The organism is Acidimicrobiia bacterium, assembly GCA_040881685.1.
GTDB lineage: Bacteria > Actinomycetota > Acidimicrobiia > IMCC26256 > PALSA-555 > SHVJ01.
This window is the reverse complement of record JBBECS010000011.1, coordinates 14,639-37,141: the sequence shown is the minus strand read 5'-3', so window position 1 is coordinate 37,141 and position 22,503 is coordinate 14,639. Positions and strand designations below refer to the sequence as shown.

Genomic DNA, 22,503 nt, shown 5'->3' with positions numbered 1-22,503 from the left:
GCGCTCGGAGCACCTCGGGTGTCAGCGTCACGCGCGCCGCACCGTAGCCTTCTGCGATGTCTCGCGTCGCGTTGGTGACGGCAAGGGCTGCCCTGGGCACCGACGAAGATCTCGATCCGCTGCTCGACGCGCTCATCAGCCGTCACCTGGAGCCCGATTCGCCCTGCTGGGATGACCAAACCGTGGAGTGGGGCGCGTACGACTTGGTGGTCCTCCGGTCGCCGTGGGACTACGTCCCCCGATACGACGAGTTCTTGCGCTGGCTCGATGCAACGGCCGCACGCACACCCGTGCTGAACGATCCGAGTGTCGTGCGTTGGAACACCGACAAGCACTACCTCGCCGATCTCGCCGCCCGAGGCTTGCCGGTTGTGCCGACCGAGTTCTACGAACCGGGCGGCGACGCTCCGGACCTCTCGGAGCGGCGCGGCGACGTCGTGGTCAAACCGGTGATCTCGGCAGGCTCCAAGGACACCGCGCGCCACTCCGATCCTCGTGCAGCCGAGCTCCACGTGCGCGACCTGCTCGAACGGCACCGTGCCGTGATGGTCCAGCCTTATCAGGCAGGGATCGCCACGCTCGGAGAGACCGGCCTCGTCTACTTCGACGGATCCTTCTCGCATGGCTTTCGCAAGGGACCGATCCTCGAACGCGATGCAGCGCCGACCGATGAGTTCTTCGCGCCCGAGGAGATCGCCGCGCGCGAGCCCAGCGCCGAGGAACGGCGGGTGGGAGAAGCCACGATCACGGCCTGCGGTGGGAGCGAGCTGCTCTACGGCCGCGTGGACCTCGTGCCCGGCACCGATGGGCATCCCCGGATTCTCGAGGTCGAGCTGGCGGAGCCGTCGTACTTCGTCGCGTACGCGTCGGCGGCGGCTGACCGCTTCGCGGCAGCCGTCGAGCGGCGGGTGGGCGGCCTGCGTTCGTGACCGCGCCAGCGCAGCGTCAGCTGAGCGGTGCGAGCCCCATCCGCTGGCGGACTTCCGGACGCCGCAGGGGCGGGATGGTCTTCGGTGGCTGACGACGTGGAGGGAGCCGGTCGAGGAGCGGTTCGATCATGGCGGCGATGTCGAGCGCGACCCGGTCGAGATCTTCGGCGATCTCGGCCCGGGGTCGGGTGATCCCGCTGACCTTGCGCACGAACTGGCGAGCGGCAGCCTCGACCTCCTCACGCGTCGCCGGCGGTTCGAGTCCCCTGAGTTCCGTGATGTTTCGGCACATGGAGCCCAGGCTAGGTGAGGCTCAACGAACGAGCGAAACGCGCTACTTGAGAACGACCTTACCGTCATCCTCGACGACGAACATGTTGTTCGTCGTCCATTGCTGATAATGGTCGGAGCAGAGCTCGTAGCCGCTCGTGGTCAACTTTCCTTGCGCGTCATTGACGCAACCATCGATCTCGCATTGCGTCAGCACATACTCAGCGTACCACCGGAATTTTCGCACGTCGTGAGGTCGCGGAGAACGTTCGAACGAGAACAAGGTAGATTGAGGCTGTGATTGAACGCGAGAAGGTTGTTGCCGCGCACCGTGAGCTTTGCGAAGCGAGTGATGCGGTCCGACAGCTCTTGGTCGTCGAGATTCTCACCCAGTCTCAGATCGACGAGGCACGCGATCGTCTCGCTCGAGCGTACGAGCGAGCCGCGGCCATCGACGACGAGATGCTGCACGTCTGAGTCACGGAGCCGCCCGGTTCAGGTCGTGGGCACGAGCTCGACGACTGGCTCGAGTCGGTGCGCGAAGCGCCTGAGTGTGCGCAGGAGCGCGGAACCGGTGACGAGCAGGAGGATGGCGTTGCACAGCGCGCCCGCGGCGTCCCATCCGAACGACGTGGCGACGTAGTACGCCCAATAGTGCTCGGCGGTCCGCCCCACGCCGAGGCCGGGGCGCCACAGCGTGTCGCCGTCGCCCTGGAGGAACGGCCACGACCAAAGGTTCATCACCGCGCCGTACGCGAAGCCCCAGCACCACCCGAAGCCGGCGACCACGAGGACCTCGACTCGCGCCGGGAGGCGAGCAGACCACCGACCGAGGAGCCCGGCGGTCCCACCCATCCACGAAAGGGCGAGCATCTGGAACGGCAGCCACGGTCCGATGCCGCCGGTGATGACGGCCGACGTCGCCATCGCGGTGATGCCGAGGAGCACACCGAACCGAGGACCGAAGGCGACGCCGCCGAGGATGACGAGGAAGAAAATGCCCGCGTTGTTGCCAGGCAGGTCAATGAGGCGCAGCAGCGCGGCGCTCGCGCCGAGCACGCCGAGCACAGCCACGACCGCGCCGTTCATGGTCCCGCGTCGCACTTCGAGCGAGACGGCCCCCACGACGAGGGCCCCGATCGCCGCGGCCCAGAGCGGCGCGTCGCCGGCGTGTGCGCTGCCGGGGAATGCGTTGGACGGGAACCAGAACGGATATAGGAATGCCGCGACGCCCACGACGACCATGAGCACGTAGACCATCGCGGTCGGCACGCGCTGCGACGTGGTGTTCACGAGGACTCCCGTGCCAGCGCGGCCGCAACGTCGGCCACGGTCAGGAACGGCGGCAGGACCCGCAGCACTTGCGGCGCGTACAGCGAGCCGGCGAGCACGGCTCGCGCCGGTCCTTCGGCGATCACCTCACCATCGCCGAGGACAATGGCGCGCGTCGCGCACAGGGCGGCGAGCTCGATGTCGTGCGTCGCGAGGATGACGGCGCCACCCTTTTCGGCGTGCTCCTTCACCGCGTGCTCGAGCGCACTGCGCGACGCCGCGTCCATGCCCCGAGTGGGCTCGTCGAGCAGCAACACGCTCGCGCCCCCCACCGCGACGGCAGCAATCGCGATCCGCTGACGTTCTCCTCCCGCGAGCGAGCGCGGGTGGTGCTCCGCCAGATGACCGATGCCAAGTCGATCGAGCCAGGCGTCCACGGCGCCGTCGTCGCGCTGGCCGAGGAGACGCAGCGTCTCGGTCACCTCGCGGCGCACCGTAGGAGCGAAGAGCATGCTCCCCGGGTCCTGCGGCACGTACCCGACCGTGGCCGAACCTTCCACGCTGCCCCGGTCCGCTTTCACCAAGCGTGCGAGCGCACGCAGCAACGTGGTCTTGCCCGCGCCGTTGCGCCCGAGGAGCGCGATGACCTCCCCCTCGCACACATCGAGCGACGCGTCGCGCAACGCCTGGGTGCTGCCGAGGCTCACGCTCAAACCGTTCGCGCGAACCAGCACATCTCCGCGCGCGCTGGCAGCTGGTTCGGGCCCGGCCGTTCCGAGCAATGGGTGCGCGGCCGCGGCCGCCCGGGCCTCGCGGACGGTGAGTGGCAGCGGATCCCATCCGACCAGCCGCCCGAGGCGGGTGACACTCGGGGCGCCCTCATAGCCAGCCAGGACCGAGCGGGTTGGGGCCGGCGGTGCGGCGTGCCCACCATCGACGATCACCGCGCGATCGGCGAGCGGTGCTGCGCGTTCAAGTCTGTGCTCGGCGAACACGACCGTCGTGCCGAGATCAGCGTTGAGCCGCGACACCGCGGCAAGGACGTCGTCGGCGCCCTGCGGATCGAGCTGTGAGGTCGGCTCGTCGAGCACGAGGGCACTCGGCGCTGCGGCAAGGGCACCGGCGATCGCCGCGCGTTGGCGCTCCCCGCCCGACAGCGTCGACGGCGACCGGTCCCGCAGGTGCGCGATGCCGAGTGCGTCGAGCGTCTCTTCCACGCGTCGGCGCATCGCGGATTCGGGCACACCCAGGTTCTCGAGCACGAACGCGATGTCGTGCTCGACCTGGTCGACGACGAACTGAGCCTCTGGATCTTGACCGACGAAGCCAACGACGTCGGCCAGCTCCCGCGGGTGATGCGATCGGGTGCTGCGACCGAATGCGATGACGTCACCCGAGAATCGACCGCCGGACGAGTGAGGCACGAGACCATTCGCGCACCGCAACAAGGTGCTCTTCCCGGAGCCCGAGCTGCCCACCACGAGCAGGATCTCTCCCGGCGCGACTTCGAGGGTCACGTCCTGGAGCGCGAGGTCGCTGTCCGGGTATGCGAACGAAACCGCGCTATAGGCGATCGCGCTCATGCGGCCTCCGCGGCAGCGCGCGCCGTCACCCGTGGCGCCGCGACCACGCTGCTGGTCGACGGCGCTCGCATGCACGGCACCACGAGCGCCAGCAATGCCAGCACCGGGAGCACGTGCAACGTCGGCCAGCCCAATGGATCGGTCGGCCACAGCAGGGTGCTGTCACCAACCAGGCTCACGACGCCGAGCAGGACCGGCGCCGCGATCACGACCGCGATGCAGACCCAATCAGCGGTGGCGATCCGACGGCGGCGGTAGCGAACTCGTTCGGACGAGCCCGACACGAGCAGGACCGCAACGCCGACACCCACCGCGCCAGCGATCGCGAGGAGGAGCGCGATGGTCCCTTCGCGGGCGATCAGCGCGACGAACCCTGCGCCGAGCGAGAGCAGCGCCAGCGCGCCGAACCAGCCGGCACCGCGCTCGCGAGCCGACGGCCCCCGGTGGGCGAAACCGCGCGAGTCGAGCGATTCCGAGAGCGTGATCGCCCGTTCCAGCCCACTCTCCAACACGGGCACGAGTCGCCGGAGGAGCCGTCCCCGACGCACGACGCGCCCCCCGGTTCGAGCTCGATCCGCCTCACCGACATCGTGCGCGGCGGTGATGATCGATGGGACGAACGCGAGTGCCACAACGACGACGAGCCCCAGCTCGTGGAATGCCCGCGGCGCGGTCTGCACGAGCTCGTAGTGCGAGACGACGGCGTTGAACGCGGCGAAGACGGCAACGATGCCCACGATCACCAGGCCCTCGGCGGCGGCATGGACGACCACGGGGGTCTCGACCGTTCCGCCGACCGTGAAGCCACCGAGGACTTCAGGAAGCGTGAACGAAGGCGTCGTGAACAGCACGTCCGAGCCACCGTGGGTCGTGGCCGCGGTCAGGACGACCCGAAGCACGCCAAAGGCGGCCGCCAACCCCACCAGCCAGGGGAACGCCCGAGCGAACGGGCCTTCGCGCCCGTGGGCGGACACCACGACCCACGCCACGCCGATCACGACCAGCACGTAGAGCGGATTGTCTGCGAGCTGGATCGCGGTCGTGCCAGCCAGTGCCCAGCACAACCACGTGACCGCGTGCCACGGACGTTCCGTGTGCGCAGACGTTTGCGACGGCTCGGGCATCGTGGGTACGGTCATCTCTGACAGCGGTCACGCGCAGCCCGGATGCTGCGTGTGGTTCCCGGCACGCCGGGGACGGGGGAAGTCGGTGCGAGACCGACGCTGACCCGCAACTGTGAGCGGCGCTGCGGCCGCCGGACAACCGGCGTTCGCACTCCGCAAGCCAGGCTACCCGCCGCCGTCCGCCGGGCCACCGGCGCTCCCAATGGGGACGCCGCCCTTCGGGGTGGTCGCGATACGGCCCTCGTGGACCAGGGGCTGGCGGAGGAAGGTCATGGCTGGCATCTCGCGTCGCGCGGTGTCGTTCGTCGCGCTTGCTTCACTTTTCGCAACATTCGCATTGCTCATCGGCACACCAACCCTCGGCGCGTCAGCAACCGTCAACCAGGCGCTCGCCTGGCTGCGGACGCAACAAGAAGCCGATGGGGGCTTCGAAGTCGCGAACTTCCCCGGCTTCGAGACATCCGACGCGACGTTCGCCATCGCGTCGGCCGCACAGCCGGGGGGCTCGTGGGACGCCGACGCCGCGATGGCGGAGGTCGCGGCCACCCGCTTCGGCGGCTCGGACAACAGCCCACTCGAGGCGTTCGATGACCTCGCCGACACCCCGATCACCAAAGGCCAGGCGGCAAAGGTCATCGTGCAGGTGACGAACCCACTCGGGATCGACGCCACGTCCTTCGATCCCAAATGCGACGGCGGAACCACGAACCTCGTGACCGTGCTCGGAGCGCCCGGGGTCGACGGGCGGTTCGGCTTCTCGCTGTTCGCCTTCAACTCGATCCTGACGGCGGGCCGCGCCTATGCGCTGACCGCGGGCGCCAGCGACGTTCCCGACGCGACGATCACGCAGATCGACGCGTCACAGAAGTCGGACGGATCGTGGTCCTTCGACGGCGATGCCACCGGCACCGGTGGTGACATCGACACGACCGCCACGGCCATCCTCACCCTGCTCGAAGACGACGACAGCACCACGTCGGATGCCAACGTCGAGCTGGGTCTCGACTATCTCGAATCCGCCCAGCAGGGCACGGGCGCGTGGCAGTCGTTCGGCACCGACGATCCGAACTCGACCGCGCTCGCTTTGCTCGCGCTCGGCGTTGCGGGGCGGCTGACGTTCCTCCCGGCCGGTGATGCCTTCCTCGCCGCGCAGCAGCAGCCCGACGGGCGCATCGCGAGCCCGAACGACGGCTTCGGCATCAACACGTTCGCGACCTCGCAGGCAATCCAGGGACTCGTGCGCGTCGAGGTCCCGCGCGCGACGTCGGTGTCGCCACTCACGTGCACCGACGCTGACGGCGTGACTGATGCGGTCGAGTGGGGCGCGCCGAACGGCGGCGACGGCAACGACGATGGCATCCCCGATGCCGAGCAGGCGAATGTCGCCTCGCTGCCTGGCGCGAGCGGTGGCTACCTGACGCTGGAAGTGCCGTCCGGTGGCAGCCTCGGCAGCGTCACCGCGAGCGCTGCGCCCGGCTCTCCGGCTCCCCCGACCGGCGCCACGTTCCCGCGCGGGCTCGTGACCTTCCTCGTCCTCGGCGTGACGCCCGGTGGCACCGTGCAGGTGGAGCTCACGCTCCACGGCGGACCCGCGCTGACCCGCTACTTCAAGCTCCATGACGGCGCGTGGCAGGACTTCACCGACCACGCGGCCTTCGCCGGGAACGTCATCACGCTGACCCTGACCGACCACGGTCCCGGGGATGATGACGACACCACGAACGGTGTCATCCTCGACCCCAGCGGACCGGCGGTCGTCAGTCCGGCCGCCGCGCCTGGGGTCCCGACCGCAGTCATCGCGGATCCGAGGTTGACCGGATGAGGAGTCGCGTGCTTCGGCGCGCCGTCGCGGCGACAGCGGTGGCGCTGGCGATCTTCACCAGCGCGACCGCAATCGCACCAGCACCGGTCGCGCACGCCGCGTCGAGTCGTGCCGTGATCGTGATCGGCAACGACAGCCCTCGCACGATCTCGTTCAGCGGCACGATCAACGGGCTCCAGGCGCTCCAGATGGTCGCGAGCGTCGAGACGATCGGGTACTCGGGGCAGGGCACCGCGGTGTGCAAGATCAACGGCGTCGGGAACCCCGCGGTTCCTGGCGAGTGTCTCGGTGAGACGACAGGCAAGTACTGGTCGTACTGGAAGTCGCCGCCGGGATCGAGCAGCTGGCAGTACGCCGGCTCCGCCGCGGGCAGCAGTCCGGTGAGCAACGGCTCGGTGGAGGGTTGGGCCTACGGGACCGGACAGCCACCGCCGTACCACTCGTTCTGTGACACGGCCGGGTGCGCGTCACCCCCGCCCGCGCCGACGTCACCGTCGAACCCGTCCGGCTTCTCGGGCGTAGGCGCGACCACGGAGACGAGCCCCGACGGCACGCCCGCGCCCGCCGGCACAGAGGTCACCACCACGTCGACACGTTCGCCCAACAACAACGGCGCATCGAGCGAGCAAACGAGCGGGCCCAAGCGCGGGGGTCGCCCCAACATCCAAGCCGGTGACGACGGCAACTCCCCTGTTGGCGTCATCGTCGCCGGCGGCCTGGTCGTCGCGCTCGGTGGTGCCGGCCTCTGGTTCCGACGCCACCGCCGGCTGGTCTGAGTCCAGTCCCGCGCCTGCCGAACGGACACGAGACTCGGACACTCAAAGGTCAGCCCGAGGAAACAGTGCAGGCGGAGCTCTGAGCTGTCACCAGGGAGAGGAGGAGCAATGCCAAAGCTGCGCGTGCACAACTTCGCGGTGTCACTCGACGGATACGCGGCCGGGCCGGATCAGGACGTCGACAACCCGCTCGGTGTGGGCGGCCGGGGACTGCACGAATGGGCGTTCGCGACCCGCGCGTTCCGCAAGATGCAAGGCATGGATGGTGGCGAACCAGGCATCGATGACGACTTCATCGCGCGGGGCGACGAAGGCATCGGCGCCACCATCATGGGGCGCAACATGTTCGGCCCGATCCGTGGCTCATGGGGCGACGAGAGCTGGACGGGTTGGTGGGGCGACACACCGCCGTACCACCACCCGGTGTTCGTGCTCACCCACCACCCGCGAGCGGCGATCACGATGGAGGGCGGGACCACGTTCCACTTCGTCGAGGCCGGCATCGATGCGGCACTCGAGCAAGCATTGGACGCGGCCGACGGCAACGACGTGCGGATCGGCGGCGGTGCCGCCACCATTCAGCAGTACCTCGGTGCGGGCCTGATCGACGAGATGCACCTCGCGTTCGTGCCGATCCTGCTGGGAAGCGGCGAGCGGCTCTTCGACCACCTCGACGGCGGACCCGTCGGCTACGAGTGCGTCGAGTTCCTCAGCTCGCCATCTGTTGCGCATGCCCGATTCGCCAGGAGTGCGTAAGCCGGCTCAAGTCTCGTGACGTGCCGGCCGATAACCCTGGGATAGAGCGCTCAACTTGATGGGACGTGAGTTCCATCGATGCGGCCATGTCACCGACCCGGTGACGTCTCGGGGACCTAGACCCTGCCCTCAACGCTCCCAGCGAGAAGGAGTGTTGATCATGAACGGTCCCATCAATGAACCTCGTCGCGGGCCCAAGCGCGTCCGACTCCTGACGAGCCTGTTCGCCTCGATTCTGCTTGCCGTCGGGTTCAGCGCGGTAGCGCTCGAGTCCACCACGAAGCCGGCTTCGGCCGCGCCGATCTCGGTGAACCAGTGCAACAACGTCTACAACACGCCTGGTCTGACCGTGGACTGTGACGTCGCGGTCATCAACACGCTGACCGACAGCCCGAGCACAACCGGCTCGGTCATCACGACCACCAATCACCTCGGCGCTACGACCGTCTTGACCTCGACGGACATCGTGACCTCGGTGAACCAGTGCAACACCTCCGCACGTGGCGGCGGCGGGACCCTGCGGTGTCACGTCAACATCATCAACAACATCGCCGTGAGCGGGGCACAAGCCGCGACAACGGCGACCGTCAACCAGTGCAACAACAATCAGCCCGACGGTCTCGGCACTGCGCCACACACCTGCAGCCCGGTCTCGAACGCGGGAGGTGCCACGATCTTCCAATGCAACAATCGCACGGGCAATGGTGGCGGTCTCGTGACTTTCGCTCCCGAGTTCTCACATTGTTCGGCCTCGGGCACGTCGAGCTCGAGCCTGCCCGTAACGGTGAATCAGTGCAATGAGGATTCCGCGGACGGTGGCGGCGGCAGGGTGAGCTGTACGACCACGATCACCAACATCGTCACCGATACCGACGTCACCGGTGGAACGCCGACAGGCACCCCCACCGGCGGCACGCCCACCGGCGGCACGGGGACTGGTGGCACGGGGACGGGTGGCGCGCCTGCCATCCCGGTTCTGGCGACACCCAAGCTCACCGGCTGAGGCAACGACGACTCACCATCCACCGGGGCTGCGTGGGATCGCGAAAACTCGCGACCCACGCAGTCTCGCGTGGCGGGATCGCGTGCAGGGCGCCGGCCGTTGGTTCCTCAGGGAAGAGTGGGCAGACTTGAGGCATGGAATGGTCGCCTGATCGAGACGCCCTGCGCGGTCGCGTTGCCGTCGTTGCGGGGGCGACGCGCGGCGCCGGGCGTGGCATCGCTGCGGCGTTGGGCGAAGCGGGCGCAACGGTGGTGTGCACGGGTCGCACCAGTCGTAAGGGATCACTCCAATCCGATTACGACCGAAGCGAGACCATCGAAGAGACCGCCGAGCTCGTCACCAACCTCGGGGGCATTGGCGTCGCGATCGCGGTCGATCATCTCGACGCCGACCAGGTGAAGAAGCTCGCCGAGCAGATCCGCGACGACCATGGACATATCGACGTGCTCGTCAACGACATCTGGGGTGCCGAGCTGCTGAAGGGGGGCCCCGATGAATGGGACACCCCCATTTGGGAGCACGACCTCCAGAACGGCCTGCGCATCCTGCGGCTCGCCATCGACACCCACCTCATCACGTCGCATCACCTCCTCCCGCTCCTCATCGACCAGCCCGGCGGCCTGCTCGTGGAGGTGACGGACGGAACCCTCGACTACAACGCGACGCGGTACCGCATCTCGGTGTACTACGACCTGGCCAAGGTTGCGGTGAACCGGTTGGCCTTCTCGCAGGGCCATGAGCTGGAACGCCACGGCGCGACCGCGGTCGCGATCACGCCGGGCTGGCTTCGGTCGGAGCTGATGCTCGACATCTTCGACACCACCGAGGAGAACTGGCGCGACGCCGCCACCCCACCCGACTTCGTGCACTCGGAGTCGCCGCGCTACGTCGGGCGCGCGGTCGTTGCAATGGCATCGGATCCCGACCGAACCCGTTGGAACCAGCAATCGGTCAGCTCGGCCCAGCTCGCACACGAATACGGGTTCACGGACGTCGACGACTCACAGCCCGACATCTGGCAACACATCGGGTAGGGTCGACATATTCCGATATCAGCATATGATCTCCCCATGGCTCGCACGCCGACGACGACCGATGCGTTCAACGCCGTCGCCGAGGCGAGTCGACGCGACCTCCTCGACGCCTTGGGCGCCGAGGAGGCAACGGTCGGCGAGCTCGTCGACCGGCTCGGCCTCAGCCAGCCGCAGGTGTCCAAGCACCTCGCCGTGCTGCGGACGGTCGGTCTCGTGCTCGTCCGTGCGGACGGCCGGCGTCGCTGGTACCGGGTCAACGGCCCGGCGCTGAAGCCCGTCCACGACTGGGTGCGCACGTTCGAGCGCACCTGGAACGCCCGTCTCGACCGGCTCGACGACCTGCTCGCCGAGCTCCAAACCGAGGAGAGAGCACCATGAGCAGCAACGACACCGTCAGCAACCGCCACGGCTCCGCCGTGGTCGCCCTGCCGTCGGATACCGAGATCCTCATCACCCGCGTCTTCGACGCCCCGGCCGCGATGGTCTTCAAGGCGTGGACCACGCCCGAGCTCGTCAGGCGCTGGTGGGGCTTCGACACGTCGGAGTGGCTCGTCTGTGAGGTTGACCTGCGCGTGGGCGGCCAGTGGCGTTGGGTCGTCCGCGAGGGCGACCGACGTGGGTCAAATGCACCATCGCGATCCGGATCACGTTGGTGAAAGCAGGGGATGCGGGGGGCGTTTGACTGGCCGACAATCAACGAATGTCCGAGCGTCGCCGGCTCCAGCCCTCGTGGGACGAGGAGCTGACCCATCTCATCCGGCACGGCCGCGACCGAGAGGCGGCAGTGCTTGCTACCGACCACCTACCGAGGAAGATCGAAGGAGCCCCGATGGATCCACGCGACCAGCTCGACACCGTCCTGCCGCTGCTGACGGCGATGGTGGCGTCGCTCGATGACGCCCAGCTCGATGCCCCGACGCCGTGCGCCGCGTTCGCCGTGCGCGATGTCCTCGGGCACATGGTCGGCGGAGCAACGATCTTCGCGGCGGCATTCCGCGGCGACGCGCCGAGTGAACCGTCTTCCCAGGGGGACGTCGTGTCCGCCTTCCCGGTGGCGATGACCGACCTCCAAGCAGCAGTCCGCAGCCCCGGGGCGCTCGACCGCACCATCAAGGCGCCGTTCGGCGAGGTACCTGGAGACACGTTCGCGCGGTTCGTGGCCCTCGACGGCCTCGTGCACGCATGGGACATCGCCACCGCCACCGGCCAGGCCTACGACCCGCCCGCGAACCTCGTGGCGGAGGTCGACGCGTTCGCGCATCAGGCCATCTCGGAAGACATGCGCGACGGCGACACCTTCGCCGCGGCGGTCGACCCACCCGTCGGCGCATCGCCGCTCGTCCAGCTGATCGCCTTCACCGGTCGACGAGTGTGACGTTCGCCAGCGACCGCTGGCGCGTCAACGCTTGCGGTAGGCCCTCATTGCGAGCGGGGCGATGACGATGGCGAGCCCGACCGCCCACGCCACTGAGCCGATGACGTAGTAGTCGAGGCTGTGCTCGAAGCTTGCGATCGCGGAGTCGCCGAGCAGCAGGCCGCGCCAGGAGTTCACCATGAAGGTCAGCGGCTGCCAGTCGGCAAAGGCCTCGAGCACGTCCGGCATCGACTTCACCGGCACGAACGCGCTCGACACGAACGAAAACGGAACGGCGAGGATGCTCAGCCCTTGCGCCGCCTGCGCGCCGCCGCTGACGAGCCCGAGCCACACGAAGACCCCGGCGACGCCGAGCGCGTAGACGACGAGGAGCCCGACTGCGAGGAGCACGTCGAGCGCGCTGGCATCGATCCCGAAGCCGACGAGGAAGCCGACGCCGAGGGTGACAAGGCCGACCAGCACCATCAGCGCGGCGTCGGCGATGGCGCGCCCGATCAGCACGGCGGTGTCCGAGATGGGAAGGGAGCGGAACCTGTCGTACAGGCCGGATGCCGCATCCTCGGCGACGGCGACCGCCGATCCGCCCGCCGTGAACAGCAAGCCCGCCACGACGAAGCCAGGCACGAGGAAATCGACGTACGAAACGCCCTTCACGCCGATCGCGCCACCGAGCACGTACCGGAACATGAGAAGGAACACGATGCTCTGCACGATCGCGATGCCGACGATCTGGGGCGTGCGGAGGATCTTGACGATCGTCCGCGCCGCGACCGTGGTAGCGATGGTGAGCCAGCTCGCGGTCGACGTCGGAGCCGTGACGGTCATGGCGACACCTCCCCGACGGCGGGCCCGGATTCGCCCTCGGACTCGTCGTCCGCTTCGGCGTCAGCCGTGTGACCGGTCAGCGTCAAGAAGACGTCGTCGAGTGTCGGCCGCCGCATTGAGATGTCGTCGAGCGCGATCCCGGCGTTGCCGAGCGCCTGGACCGCGGCAACGAGCTCATCGGCGCCTTGGGTCACGGGGCGCGAGACCCGCGAGCGGGCGGCGTCGACGGTCGCCTCGGCGCCGAGCGCCTGTGCCGCGCGTTCCAGGTCGGCGTTGTCGGAGGGACGCACGTCGATCACGTCGCGACCCATCTGCGACTTGAGCTCGTTGCTCGTCCCCGAGGCGATGAGCCGACCGTGGTCGATGATCGCGATCTTGTCGGCGAGGCGGTCCGCTTCATCCAAGTACTGCGTCGTGAGCAGGACGTCGGTGCCGCCCTTGGCGAGCGACTCGATGTTGAGCCAGAGATCGTTCCGGCTCCGCGGGTCGAGACCGGTCGTCGGTTCGTCCATCAGCAGCAGCCGCGGCGCGCCGACGAGGCTCGCGCCCAGGTCGAGTCGGCGCTGCATGCCGCCGGAATAGGTGCGCACGAGCCGGTCGCCCGCGTCGGAGAGCCCGAGCTGCTCGAGCACCTCGTCGGCCGCGGCGTTGCCGGCGCGTCGGTCGTGCCCGAACAGGCGAGCAACCATCCGCAGGTTCTCGCGGCCCGTGAGCGCGGGCTCGACGGCCGCGAACTGACCCGCGAGGCCGATCGACCGTCGCACCTGCTTGGGGTCCTTGGCGACATCGACGCCGCCGACGCGCAGCACGCCGGCATCCGGACGGAGCAGCGTGGCGATCGTGCGGACGAACGTCGTCTTCCCCGCGCCGTTCGGACCGAGGATCGCCATCACCGATCCGGATGGTGCGTCCAGGTCCAGGCCGGCAAGCGCCTCGACCTTGCCGAAGCGCTTCGTGAGGCCCTTTGCCTCGATCATCAGATCCATGGACCGATTCTCGCAAACCGCGCCTCGTACCCGAGAACCGAGCAACCCAAAGATGCAGGGAGGCCCCGAGCTCGTCGCCCGGGGCCCCTGACCTGCTGTCTGGTTGCTTTGCGGTGGTGACCGTGGAGCCGGTCAGGCCCGCCCGACCTCGCACTCCTTCGGGTCGATGTGACCGAGGTTCTCCACCACCTTGAACGTGCCGCCCTCCGACCGGGCGATGTACATGTTCATCCGCACGTGGTGCTGACCCGGCACCATCTCGGCGGGGCCTCCCGGCCCGTCCGCGATCCGGGCATGGTCGAGCGCTCCGATGACGTCGCCCTGGTCGAGCGACCCCGCTTCGGTGACGGCGGCCGCCCAGAGCTTGAGCGCCCGGTAGGTGCCCGTGCACGCGCTCCCCGCCGTGAACATCGCGCTCCCCGGGTAACGCGCTTCATACCGGTTGAGGAGCTCGATGCTGAACGGGTCGTCGACCGCGCGGTAGTAGTCGAGGCACCCGTACAGGCCCTCGACCTGCTCGGCCGGCACGAGGTTCAGGAAGTTCTCGTCGAAGTAGGTGCAGACGATCGTCCCACCTCGACGCGTGAACCCCGCACGGTGCAGCTGCTCGAGGAAGGGCGTCAGCCCCGGCGGGACGATCGTGTTGAACACGACCTCCGCACCACTCGCCATGATGTCGTCGACCACGTGCTCGTAGTGGGTGTGATCGAGCGGGAAGTACTCCTCGCCGACGATCGCACCGCCGCGGGCGGTCACGACTTCACGGACCCTCCTGTTCAGCGTGTGCGGCCAGATGTAGTCGGCCGACGGCAGATAGAAGGTCTTCGCACCCGTCTCCTGCATGAGCCACGGGAAGAACGGGTCGATCTGCTGGGCGGGCACCGGACCGGTGCAGAAGATCAGGGGGTGACACTCCTGACCCTCGTACTGCTCCGGGTAGAGGTAGAGCTTCTCCGCCTCGTCGACCACCGATCCCTTGATGGCCTGGCGAGTGGAGCTGTAGATGCCACCGACGACGACGTCGACGTCCGCACCGACGAGCTTCGCCGCGGCGGCTGCCGCGACGTCGTCGTCGGTCGCGCTGTCCTCGACGAACAGCTCGATGGGCCGGCCGAGCAGGCCGCCCCGTGCATTGATGTCGTCGATCACCATCTTGGCGACGTTGACGTTGGCGATGCCCATGAAGGAGAGAGCACCGGTCTGGTCGGTGACGAGGCCCACCCGGGCCGAGCGGTTGATCGCGCTGGTCATCGTGGCCTCCTCATGCCCCGTAGGAGCCGAGGAGCAGCGCGGCCTCCGGCTTCCCGAGGTGGCCGGCGTCCGCGAGGATCGGCGGCACGTCGGGGTCGGAGACGAAGGCGGCCCAGCCCTGCTCATCCCAGTCGAAGAGCGCCCAGACGCGGTTGTCCTCCGTGGGGTCGCGGAACACGGTGGCGCCCTTCGAGCCGTGGAGCGCACGCTTCTCGGCGCCCTTCGTGCCGAAGACGTCCAGGAAGTGGTCGACGTCCTTGACTGTCGTCGTGGCCAGGATCATGGATGTTCCCCTTTGTGCATGGATCGCTGTGGATCCGCTTCGCGCCAGCCGGGTTCGGTCGGCGTCACAGGGGATTCTCCGGATCGGCTGTCTCTGCGGCATCGGTAGACCTACCCATTTCCCGATGAAAGGGGCTCGGCCTCCCTACGCTCCGTCGGGTCCGTCGACCACCTGGTGCTGGACGGCCCAACGGGTTGCCGCGGCGCGGCTGGAGACGCCGATCTTCGTGTAGATGTGCTGCACGTGGTGCTCCGCCGTCCTCGGTGAGATGAAGAGCTGCGTGGCGATCTCGCCCGAGGTCCGGCCGTCGGCCACGAGTCGCAGCACCTCCAGCTCCCGCCGGCTCAGGCCGCCGGGCCGCGCCTGGCGCGCCCGTGGGTCCGGGTCGCGGCGCGCGACATCGATCTGTCGACGCGCGTACGCGGCCGCGGCGCCGAGGTCGAACCCGGCACCCACCGTCTCCAGCTCCGCGGCGCGTGTCGCGCCGAGCTTGCGGCCGACCCGGTCGCCGAGCTCGCCGAGCTCGGGCACGTGATGCAGGCTCGACGGCTCGCGCGACAGCGCGCCGAGCAGCGTCGCCGCCGGTACGAGGCGGTCGAGCCGTTCGAACAGCGCCGGTACGCTCGCCAGGGTGATGATCAGCTGCGGCACGTTGCCCGCGCGCTGAAACGCGGCGATGGCCTCGGCGAACAGCACCAGCGCGGTTTCAGGCTCGCCGTCGGAGGTGTGCAGACGGCCGGCGTCGCGTGCGAGGAAGCCCTCGAAGAACTGCACGCGGTGCTCACGCACGAAGTCGACGCCCTCGTCCCATGCCGCGAACGCGCGGCGCACGTCGGCCTTGGCGAACGCCATCCCCGTGATCCAGAGCGCGTACGAGATCCAATAGGGGTTGCCCAGCGATCGTGCCACCGTGATCGATTTCTCGGCGAGCGCGAGCGCCTCCTCGATCTGGCCGCACGACTGGAGACCGTCCACATAGGAGGCGATGGCGTAGCCGCGGTCGCTCCCGTACCGCTCTGCCACCGCGCCGGTGAGCTCGACGTAGCGGTCGAGGTCGCCGCAGTACACGCTCGCCAACGCCTCGATGAACGACGCGTAGCCGGGTTCGCACGCGTCGTAGTGGGGGTCGTCCTCCAGTTCGGTCGCCCGGTGTGCGTTCGCACGCGCTGACTCCGCTCTCCCCGCGAAGCATGCGTATCCGGCCGCGGTGTAGAGGCGAGGGAGCCGGCGCACATCGGCCGCGGCCGCGGGCTCGAGCAGCTCCTCGGCCCATGCCAGCGTCTCGAACAGCTGCACCGAGAAGCCCATCAGCGCAGCGTGCGCGGCGATGTCGGTCGCCGCCTCCAGCTCACCGCGCCCCGCGCTCCACCGGTAGCCCGATCGCAGGTTGCCCAGCTCCACCTCGACCCAATCGACCGCGGCGCGCCATCCGGGGCCGTCCCAGTGCTCCCACCGAGCCGTCGCCTCCCGCGCGAAGTACTCGGCGTGGCGATCACGGGCCGGCTCGAGCGAGCCCGCCTCGGCCAACCGGTCATTCGCGAACTGGCGGATGGTCTCGAAGAGGCCGTACCGGGTGCGCGTGCCGCTGTGGTCGGCGACGACGAGCGACTTGCGGACCAACGAGTCGAGCAGGCGCAGCACGTCGACGTCGTCGGCGGCGTCGACCACCGCGCAGATGCTCGTGAGATCGAAGCCACCCGCGAACACCGACGTCTGGCGAAGCAGCTCGCGCTCGTCGTCGGTCAGCAGGTCGTAGGACCACTCCACGGCGTGGCCCAGCGTGAGCTGGCGATCCGGCCCCGGCTGCGAGCCCTGCAACAGGCGGAACCGGTCGGCGAGCCGATCCCTGACCTCGACCGCGCTCATGGCCACCATCCGCGCGGCTGCCAGCTCGATCCCCAGTGGGATGCCGTCGAGGGTTCGGCAGATCTCGATCACCGCGGTCGCGGTCTCCGGCTCGTCGAAGCCGAAGTCGGCCCGGACGGTGCGGGCGCGGTCCACGAACAACGTGACTGCATCCGAGGCAACGCCCCCGTCCAGTGCCAGCGGCGCGACGGTGAGCGCCGCTTCCTCGTCGAACACGAGGGTCTCTCGCGACGTCGCAAGGAGCTTGACGTCGCCGGAGCGGGCGAGCATCGCCGCGACGGCCGCGCGCGCCGCGGCCTGGACGTGCTCGCAGTTGTCGACGACGAGGAGCAGCTGCCGACCGCCGAGCGACTCGGCCACCGCATCGATGAGCCGCGCGTCGCCCTGTGGCGTGACGCCCAGCACGGCCGCGATCGCGGCCGGGACGGCCGCCGGGTCGCCGACCGATGCCAGCTCGACCATCCACACGCCATCGGGGAACTCGTCGGCTAGCTCGGCCGCTACCTCGAGCGCCAGTCGCGTCTTGCCGACCCCGCCGACACCGGTCAGGGTGACGAGACGGCTCGACCGCACGAGCTCGGCGACCTCCTCGACCAGCGGCTCGCGACCGACCAGTGAGCTCCGCTGCTGCGGGAGGTTGCCCGTGAACTGGTCGACGCTCTGGAGCACCGGGAAGTCGGCCGGAAGCCCGTCGGTCACGAGCTGGTGCACCGACATTGCGCCGCGCGCGCCGCGGAGCCGGTGCTCGCCCAGCGGCCGCAGCGCGACCCGGTTGCGCAGCAGCACCTCGGTCGCGTCCGAGACGAGCACCTGGCCGCCGTGCCCGAGCGACAGCAACCGCGCGGCGCGGTTCACCTCGCTGCCGGCGTAGCTCCCGTCGCGGTCGGTCGCCTCAGCAGTGTGCAGGGCCATGCGGACCGCGACATCGACGGCGCCGCGGTCGTACAGCTGCTCCTGGGACTCGCTCGCCGCCGCGGCCGCCTCGGCGGGCGTCGAGAACACCGCGCGCATCCCGTCGCCGCCGGTGCCGAACACGAAGCCACCGTTGCGTTCGATCGCGTTCCGCACGATGGCGTCGTGCACACGCAGCGCCTCGGCCATGTCGGTCGGCGCTTCCTCCCAGCGCCGCCGCGATTCCGCGATGTCGGTGAACAGGAACGTCACCGTCCCTGTCGGCAGCTCGACCATCCCCGACCCCCTCGCGCCAGCCAGTCAAGCAGCCCGCAACAACTATTCGCACCAACAGGAAGGCCCCGAACTCGTGGTTCGGGGCCTCTGCTGTTGCTTCGATGATGGCGGGGGTGGGATTTGAACCCACGACCTTCGGGTTATGAGACGTGCGTCCAGGTGCCCCGAGTTCGTCCCCACTGGTGACAAATTCGGTGACAGGCCGCGCTGGAAACCGCGCCCGTCGGGGTGCTCGAGGGGGGCGCGGTTCATGGATTGCGCGGGTCATGGACTGGTGGCTTCAAGCACCTTCAGTCGCCAAGAGGCCTGGGCTGACGAACGTCTTTGGGTTCTGCACTTAGCGCGCGTAGGTACCCGCAGCGCCGCTGTCGAACTCGAAACCCACAAACGGCTCGTCACCAACGACCCAGGCATCATGGCCAGGTTCGATCACATAGGCGTCGCCGGCACCGATGTCCATCTCCGACCCGTCGTCGTGGACGACGTGCATCTGTCCGGAGACGACCGTGCCGACGTGATGGGTTTCACACGTGTCGGTCCCGGCGACCGGCTTGATGCACTCGGACCACCGCCACCCCGGCTGGAGCGTCGCACGCGCAGCCTTCCTTGAGCCCAACGCGACGACATCGAGCTTCGTCTTGTCGGGGCTGCGTGTCTCGTCCGGTGCGTCGAAGCTCTTCTTCGTGGTTCCCGCCATGGTTCCCCCTCAGCTGTCGGCATGGTCGAGCCGACTCGATCCGTTCTGGGCTCGCAGCCGGTTCGACCGTGCAACCCCGGTGCGAGTTAAGCGGTGTCGACGCGAACAGTCAAAGACGCAGCCCTGCCCGGCTCAGAGCGCCCGTTAGAAGATCGCTTAGAAGTGCGCCACCTCGCGCAGAGGGGGGGGGGGGGGGGGGCTCCCCCCCGGCCCCTGACCTGCTTCTTCGATGGTGGCGGGGGCGGGATTTGAACCCGTGACCTTCGGGTTATGAGTCTTGACAAGTCACCGCCGAGACCCGTTGAGGCACCCGGCGTGGTCCTGAGTTCGGCGCTCAGTGCGTAGAGTGCCGTGGCGTGCGCCGAGGTGCCCTGAGTTCGTCTCCACTGGTGACAACTTCGATGACAACTGCGACTCGCGGCCACGAACGAGCGCTTCTGGCCGCGCGCATTGCTCAGGTTCTCTTCCAGGCTCCGAAGAACAGATAACCCGGAGGCAAGTTGATCGGCTGGGAGTTCGGCGACCTGCTCGCCGCGGCACAAGACAGCCAGGAGTGGGCAGTCGCCGTCCTCTGGCGTGATCTGCATCCGCCGCTGTTGCGGTACTTGCGCGGCGTGGAACCGGGCGCCGCCGAGGACATCGAGTCCGAGACATGGCTCCAGGCCGCCCGCGACCTGCACCGGTTCCGCGGCAACGAGATGGAGTTCCGGGCTTGGCTGTTCACGATCGCCCGGCATCGCCTCCTCGACTGGCGACGTCACGCCGCGCGACGACCGGCGAGACCAGTCGCGCCCGACCAGCTCCCCGAGAGCGCAACCCCGGACGACGCAGCAAGTGCAGTGATGCAGAACCTCGACACCGACGCGGCGCTCGCCCTCGTAGGCACATTGCCACCCGATCAGGCCGAGGTCATCTTGCTGCGCGTACTCGGCGGACTCGACGCGACGCAGGTCGCTTCGATCCTCGGAAAGCGCCCCGGAACGGTGCGGGTGCTCCAACACCGAGGGTTGCGGCGCCTGGCCGAGCGGCTCGGGCGTCCTGAGCTCCAGCCCAGAGGTGTAACGCGATGACGTCACCCGACGCTCTTCCTCCTGAGATGCGAATGCTGCGATTCCCCTTCGGCTCGGACCAACTCGCCCTCGACGAGCACACGGCCAATGGCCTCATGGGCCAGGCGCTACCCCCCGACGACGCTCCACCCGCCTATCGGGACGTCGCTCGGGTGATCGGCGCTCTGACCCAACAGCCAACGAAGGCCGAGCTCGAGAACGAGTCCCGTGCCGTGGCGGGCATCGCAACAGCCATCGCGTCCTCCCCCAGCCCCCCATCTCGGAGGTCATCGATGCCCCGCAAGGTCCGCTCCCCCAAGAGGATCCTGGTCGCCGTCACCGTGAGCTGTCTCAGCCTCGTCGGTAGCCTGGCCGTGGCTGGCGCTATCGATTTGGTTCCCAGCCCCAACGACGCTTCGGACGGCCACTCCAAGGCCGGCGAGCACACGCCCACCAGCATCCCGCCCGACGACGCTGGCCAGGGCGACGAGAACAGCGGCAAGGGTGCGGAGATCTCCGGACTCGCCACCGAGACTGACGCCACCGGCGTCGACAAGGGCGCCGAGATCTCCGACGCGGCCAGCGACGGCAAGAGCCAGGCTGGCGATGACCACCCCGGCGCCGACGTGCCCCCGTCGGTCCCGGTCAGCACGCCCAGCCAAGCAGATGACGGCCTGAGCCACCGACCCTGACACCCGGGGGTTGAACCCCCTGACAGCTCACACGAACCGGAGGGAGCCGCAAGCGGCTCCCTCCGGTCGCGTCTTCACACGACCTCTTCTTCGGGTTGACGACCCCACGTTCATGGCCGCTGAGCAGGGGGAGTGCTGCTGCTCTACCGGCCTCTTCCACCGACTCGAGAAGGCCGCGACGCCGCCGTGATCGCCACGGCATCGATGGCCGCGCGCAAGCGTCCTGACTCAGGCGACGGTGTGGTCGAGGAGGTGGCGGTTCTTGGCTACCGGGCCGGGAAGGATCGAGAAGTGCACTTGGCCGTCGTCGTCGACCGCGACGACGCGCACGACGGCCTGGCCGTACTGGTTGCCGGCGAGCAGCATCGCTCCGGGTCGCACTCGGCTCGGGTCGCGCGCGTCGGCGAGCGTTGACCAGCCGAGGCCGTCGTCGTCTTGGGCGTTGAGGTCGGCGACGAGGTCGAGTTCGTCCATCGGGTCCACCTTCTCAGTGTTCATGGTAGGGGTTCTCCCAGCGCTGGTGGTCACAGCCGCGCAGGGCTTCGATTCCCTCGTCAAGAGCGTCGAACGCGACGGTGAAGTGCCGCGGGTTGCGCCCGGTTGGCTCGAGGCGGAATCCGGCGGCGCGCAGCACCCCGACGCGCACCAAGATGAGCACCTCGAAACGCACCAGGGGAGGCTGCTGGGCGAGCTCCTCGACGGTGGCGTCGCGGGCAGCGAACACCGAGAGGCCGTAGGTGCCATAGATCGCCTGGTATCGCTCGGCATCAGCGCGCAGCACCTCGGCGTCGAGCTCGCCACCGCGCACGACGACGACCTGGTCAGTGAGGTCGTCGCCGGCTCGGAGGTGGCGTTGCTTGGCCATCGCTCAGAGCAGCGACGTGAGCGCCCGGTCCGGCGAGATGTGGCTGTCGTACAGCGGGCTGTACGGAACCTGCGCGAGCCAGCGCGAGAACTCCAGCAGATCGACGGCCGCGTGCATCTGGCGGTAGTCGTCGGCCAGACGCCCGAACTCGTTCATCACGCCGACCACGCTGCGGCTTGCTGTCCTGGCCGGGACAGCGTCGTGCATCGACGCGACCTCGCGATCCAGCGCGGTTCCCACGCGCCGCCGTTGAGGTCGGCGAACATCACGAGCGCGGCCCACGCCGCCCGCTTGTTGCCGTCTGGAAGCGGGTGGTTCCAGGCCAGTCGGCAGGTGAGTACGGCGGCCTTGTCGATGAGATCCGGATAGAAGTCTTGATCGCCGAAGCCGGCCGCCGGTGCGTGGAGCGCCGAGTCGGCGAGCTCGACTCGCGCTGCCTTCACGAGGACCGCGGCCTCGGTGCCAGTGACCTGCTCGGCCAGCCAGAAGTACTCGGCCAGCGTGAGGTACCGCGTCACCGCGCGAGCCGGTCCAACAACTCCTTGTCACGCTTCAACAGCTCGCGCGCACGCAACGTGAAGTCCTTGTCAGCGCGGACGCGCTCGATCTCCGCAGCGAGCGAGTCGACGATCAACGCATTCACGCTTGTGCCCTTCACGCGTGCGACCGCCTCAGCCTCGTCTGCCAACGCATCGGGGAGCCGTACGGTCGTCTGCTTTGCCATGACATCATGATATCACAATGTCACGACAAGCCGTCCCTCAGGCTCGTGAACACGGAGTGATCACGGCACCTCGTGCCGAGAGTTCACGATCCAACCATGGATCAAAGGTAGTTGATCCATCAATCCCTGTTGG

Annotated in this window: 27 protein-coding genes, 1 pseudogene and 1 riboswitch; of the genes and pseudogenes, 12 read left to right on the top strand and 16 right to left on the bottom strand. The window is 68.6% G+C overall.

The window, feature by feature from the left end; all coding sequences use genetic code 11:
* The first annotated feature begins 56 nt into the window (after positions 1-56).
* Positions 57-929, top strand: coding sequence for a hypothetical protein (locus tag WEE69_02905; GenBank protein ID MEX1144233.1), 873 nt, complete (start codon positions 57-59; stop codon positions 927-929).
* A 16-nt stretch (positions 930-945) separates the two neighbouring features.
* Here the strand turns inward: WEE69_02905 and WEE69_02900 are convergent, their stop codons facing one another.
* Entirely contained in the window at positions 946-1,221 is a 276-nt protein-coding gene (locus tag WEE69_02900) for a DUF2277 domain-containing protein (protein ID MEX1144232.1), read from the bottom strand.
* A 42-nt stretch (positions 1,222-1,263) separates the two neighbouring features.
* Positions 1,264-1,416, bottom strand: a complete 153-nt coding sequence (locus WEE69_02895) for a hypothetical protein (GenBank protein MEX1144231.1) — start codon at positions 1,414-1,416, stop codon at positions 1,264-1,266.
* 80 nt (positions 1,417-1,496) lie between these two features.
* On the opposite strand from WEE69_02895, the gene WEE69_02890 reads away from it, so the two are divergent.
* The gene (locus tag WEE69_02890; protein ID MEX1144230.1) at positions 1,497-1,676 is read left to right on the top strand and encodes a hypothetical protein; all 180 of its coding nucleotides are present in this window, start codon (positions 1,497-1,499) and stop codon (positions 1,674-1,676) included.
* A gap of 18 nt (positions 1,677-1,694) precedes the next feature.
* On the opposite strand, the gene WEE69_02885 is transcribed toward WEE69_02890, so the two are convergent.
* The 3 genes from WEE69_02885 to WEE69_02875 are packed head-to-tail and all read right to left on the bottom strand — an operon-like array spanning position 1,695 to position 5,178.
* Complete coding sequence (locus WEE69_02885) at positions 1,695-2,492, bottom strand: ECF transporter S component (protein ID MEX1144229.1); 798 nt, start codon at positions 2,490-2,492, stop codon at positions 1,695-1,697.
* The gene (locus WEE69_02880; protein MEX1144228.1) at positions 2,489-4,054 is read right to left on the bottom strand and encodes an ATP-binding cassette domain-containing protein; all 1,566 of its coding nucleotides are present in this window, start codon (positions 4,052-4,054) and stop codon (positions 2,489-2,491) included. Before WEE69_02880 ends, WEE69_02885 begins: the two co-directional genes overlap by 4 nt.
* The gene (locus WEE69_02875) at positions 4,051-5,178 is read right to left on the bottom strand and encodes a hypothetical protein (GenBank protein ID MEX1144227.1); all 1,128 of its coding nucleotides are present in this window, start codon (positions 5,176-5,178) and stop codon (positions 4,051-4,053) included. Before WEE69_02875 ends, WEE69_02880 begins: the two co-directional genes overlap by 4 nt.
* A gap of 52 nt (positions 5,179-5,230) precedes the next feature.
* Positions 5,231-5,353, top strand: a riboswitch (cobalamin riboswitch).
* A 96-nt stretch (positions 5,354-5,449) separates the two neighbouring features.
* Here WEE69_02875 and WEE69_02870 point away from each other — a divergent pair.
* The 8 genes and pseudogenes from WEE69_02870 (at position 5,450) to WEE69_02835 (ending at position 11,944) form a co-directional block, all read left to right on the top strand.
* Positions 5,450-7,000, top strand: coding sequence for a choice-of-anchor U domain-containing protein (locus tag WEE69_02870; GenBank protein MEX1144226.1), 1,551 nt, complete (start codon positions 5,450-5,452; stop codon positions 6,998-7,000).
* Positions 6,997-7,776 (top strand): hypothetical protein, encoded by a 780-nt coding sequence (locus WEE69_02865; GenBank protein MEX1144225.1) that lies wholly within the window; start codon positions 6,997-6,999, stop codon positions 7,774-7,776. Before WEE69_02870 ends, WEE69_02865 begins: the two co-directional genes overlap by 4 nt.
* A 108-nt stretch (positions 7,777-7,884) precedes the next feature.
* Entirely contained in the window at positions 7,885-8,532 is a 648-nt protein-coding gene (locus tag WEE69_02860) for a dihydrofolate reductase family protein (GenBank protein MEX1144224.1), read from the top strand.
* A gap of 160 nt (positions 8,533-8,692) precedes the next feature.
* Entirely contained in the window at positions 8,693-9,535 is an 843-nt protein-coding gene (locus tag WEE69_02855; GenBank protein MEX1144223.1) for a hypothetical protein, read from the top strand.
* 134 nt (positions 9,536-9,669) lie between these two features.
* Positions 9,670-10,569 (top strand): SDR family oxidoreductase, encoded by a 900-nt coding sequence (locus tag WEE69_02850; GenBank protein MEX1144222.1) that lies wholly within the window; start codon positions 9,670-9,672, stop codon positions 10,567-10,569.
* Positions 10,570-10,605: 36 nt separating this feature from the next.
* Positions 10,606-10,947, top strand: a complete 342-nt coding sequence (locus tag WEE69_02845) for a metalloregulator ArsR/SmtB family transcription factor (GenBank protein ID MEX1144221.1) — start codon at positions 10,606-10,608, stop codon at positions 10,945-10,947.
* Positions 10,944-11,174 (top strand): annotated as a pseudogene (locus WEE69_02840) (SRPBCC domain-containing protein). Before WEE69_02845 ends, WEE69_02840 begins: the two are co-directional and overlap by 4 nt.
* A 95-nt stretch (positions 11,175-11,269) precedes the next feature.
* Positions 11,270-11,944, top strand: coding sequence for a TIGR03086 family metal-binding protein (locus WEE69_02835; protein ID MEX1144220.1), 675 nt, complete (start codon positions 11,270-11,272; stop codon positions 11,942-11,944).
* Positions 11,945-11,968: 24 nt separating this feature from the next.
* Here the strand turns inward: WEE69_02835 and WEE69_02830 are convergent, their stop codons facing one another.
* From WEE69_02830 to WEE69_02805, 6 genes are all read right to left on the bottom strand, one after another.
* Positions 11,969-12,769, bottom strand: a complete 801-nt coding sequence (locus WEE69_02830) for an ABC transporter permease (GenBank protein ID MEX1144219.1) — start codon at positions 12,767-12,769, stop codon at positions 11,969-11,971.
* Complete coding sequence (locus WEE69_02825) at positions 12,766-13,755, bottom strand: ATP-binding cassette domain-containing protein (GenBank protein ID MEX1144218.1); 990 nt, start codon at positions 13,753-13,755, stop codon at positions 12,766-12,768. Before WEE69_02825 ends, WEE69_02830 begins: the two co-directional genes overlap by 4 nt.
* A 132-nt stretch (positions 13,756-13,887) precedes the next feature.
* Entirely contained in the window at positions 13,888-15,006 is a 1,119-nt protein-coding gene (locus WEE69_02820; protein ID MEX1144217.1) for a substrate-binding protein, read from the bottom strand.
* 10 nt (positions 15,007-15,016) lie between these two features.
* Positions 15,017-15,289 carry a hypothetical protein gene (locus WEE69_02815; GenBank protein MEX1144216.1) on the bottom strand — a complete coding sequence of 91 codons (273 nt, stop codon included), beginning with the start codon at positions 15,287-15,289 and terminating at the stop codon, positions 15,017-15,019.
* Between the two features lie 144 nt (positions 15,290-15,433).
* Positions 15,434-18,343: a LuxR C-terminal-related transcriptional regulator gene (locus WEE69_02810; GenBank protein ID MEX1144215.1), complete on the bottom strand. Its 2,910-nt coding sequence runs from the start codon at positions 18,341-18,343 to the stop codon at positions 15,434-15,436.
* Positions 18,344-18,680: 337 nt separating this feature from the next.
* A complete protein-coding gene (locus WEE69_02805; GenBank protein ID MEX1144214.1) occupies positions 18,681-19,040 on the bottom strand; it encodes a cupin domain-containing protein in 360 nt (119 codons plus the stop codon).
* 500 nt (positions 19,041-19,540) lie between these two features.
* Between WEE69_02805 and WEE69_02800 the strand changes: the two genes are divergently transcribed.
* The gene (locus tag WEE69_02800; GenBank protein MEX1144213.1) at positions 19,541-20,110 is read left to right on the top strand and encodes an RNA polymerase sigma factor; all 570 of its coding nucleotides are present in this window, start codon (positions 19,541-19,543) and stop codon (positions 20,108-20,110) included.
* A 272-nt stretch (positions 20,111-20,382) separates the two neighbouring features.
* Positions 20,383-20,781 carry a hypothetical protein gene (locus tag WEE69_02795; protein MEX1144212.1) on the top strand — a complete coding sequence of 133 codons (399 nt, stop codon included), beginning with the start codon at positions 20,383-20,385 and terminating at the stop codon, positions 20,779-20,781.
* A 228-nt stretch (positions 20,782-21,009) separates the two neighbouring features.
* Here WEE69_02795 and WEE69_02790 read toward each other — a convergent pair whose 3' ends face one another.
* From WEE69_02790 to WEE69_02770, 5 genes are read right to left on the bottom strand one after another with little or no spacing between them, the layout of a single operon-like run.
* Positions 21,010-21,279: a hypothetical protein gene (locus WEE69_02790; protein ID MEX1144211.1), complete on the bottom strand. Its 270-nt coding sequence runs from the start codon at positions 21,277-21,279 to the stop codon at positions 21,010-21,012.
* Entirely contained in the window at positions 21,269-21,646 is a 378-nt protein-coding gene (locus WEE69_02785; protein MEX1144210.1) for a hypothetical protein, read from the bottom strand. Before WEE69_02785 ends, WEE69_02790 begins: the two co-directional genes overlap by 11 nt.
* Positions 21,647-21,649: 3 nt before the next feature.
* Positions 21,650-21,805: a hypothetical protein gene (locus tag WEE69_02780; GenBank protein ID MEX1144209.1), complete on the bottom strand. Its 156-nt coding sequence runs from the start codon at positions 21,803-21,805 to the stop codon at positions 21,650-21,652.
* The gene (locus tag WEE69_02775; protein ID MEX1144208.1) at positions 21,802-22,164 is read right to left on the bottom strand and encodes a Fic family protein; all 363 of its coding nucleotides are present in this window, start codon (positions 22,162-22,164) and stop codon (positions 21,802-21,804) included. The genes WEE69_02780 and WEE69_02775 overlap by 4 nt, the downstream gene beginning before the upstream one ends.
* Complete coding sequence (locus WEE69_02770) at positions 22,161-22,370, bottom strand: YlcI/YnfO family protein (protein ID MEX1144207.1); 210 nt, start codon at positions 22,368-22,370, stop codon at positions 22,161-22,163. The genes WEE69_02775 and WEE69_02770 overlap by 4 nt, the downstream gene beginning before the upstream one ends.
* Positions 22,371-22,503 lie beyond the last annotated feature (133 nt).